This is a genomic window from Lactobacillus sp. CA30L, assembly GCF_059900845.1.
On record NZ_JBWXGB010000026.1, the window covers coordinates 1 to 461 of the forward strand.

Here is a 461-nt window from a genome sequence, read left to right on the forward strand (position 1 = left end):
CAGAAATTGCGAAAATTGCGTTTATTTTAATGTTGGCAAAAATTATTGTCCAACATGAGCAACAAGACTGGTCTGATAAATGGCGTTCAGACAAGCAACTTCTAAAAAAAATCGTTGCGGTTAGTGTCCCTGTTTTTTTCTTGATGGCGGTACAAAAAGATTTTGGGACATCCCTTGTTTTCGTAACGATTATTCTATCTCTTTTAGTTATTTCAGGAATTGATCGCAAAATTTTAATCATTATTTTCAGTGCTTTAGCAACGTTAGGCGTGGTCTTGATTCTGTTAGTCTTTACAGAGTGGGGGCACAAAGTACTCTTCTTTTTACATTTTAAACAATATCAATTGGATCGAATTTTAGCATGGATTCATCCCTATGATTATGTCGATAAAATCTCCTATCAACAAGTACAAGGCTTATTGGCAATTGGTTCGGGTGGTTTATTTGGCAAGGGTGTGCAT

1 pseudogene is annotated in these 461 nt (G+C 35.8%); it reads left to right on the plus strand.

The annotated features are described in order from the left end of the window. A pseudogene (rodA2, locus tag AC2JF8_RS09285) lies at positions 1–461 on the plus strand (peptidoglycan glycosyltransferase RodA2); the annotation flags it as partial.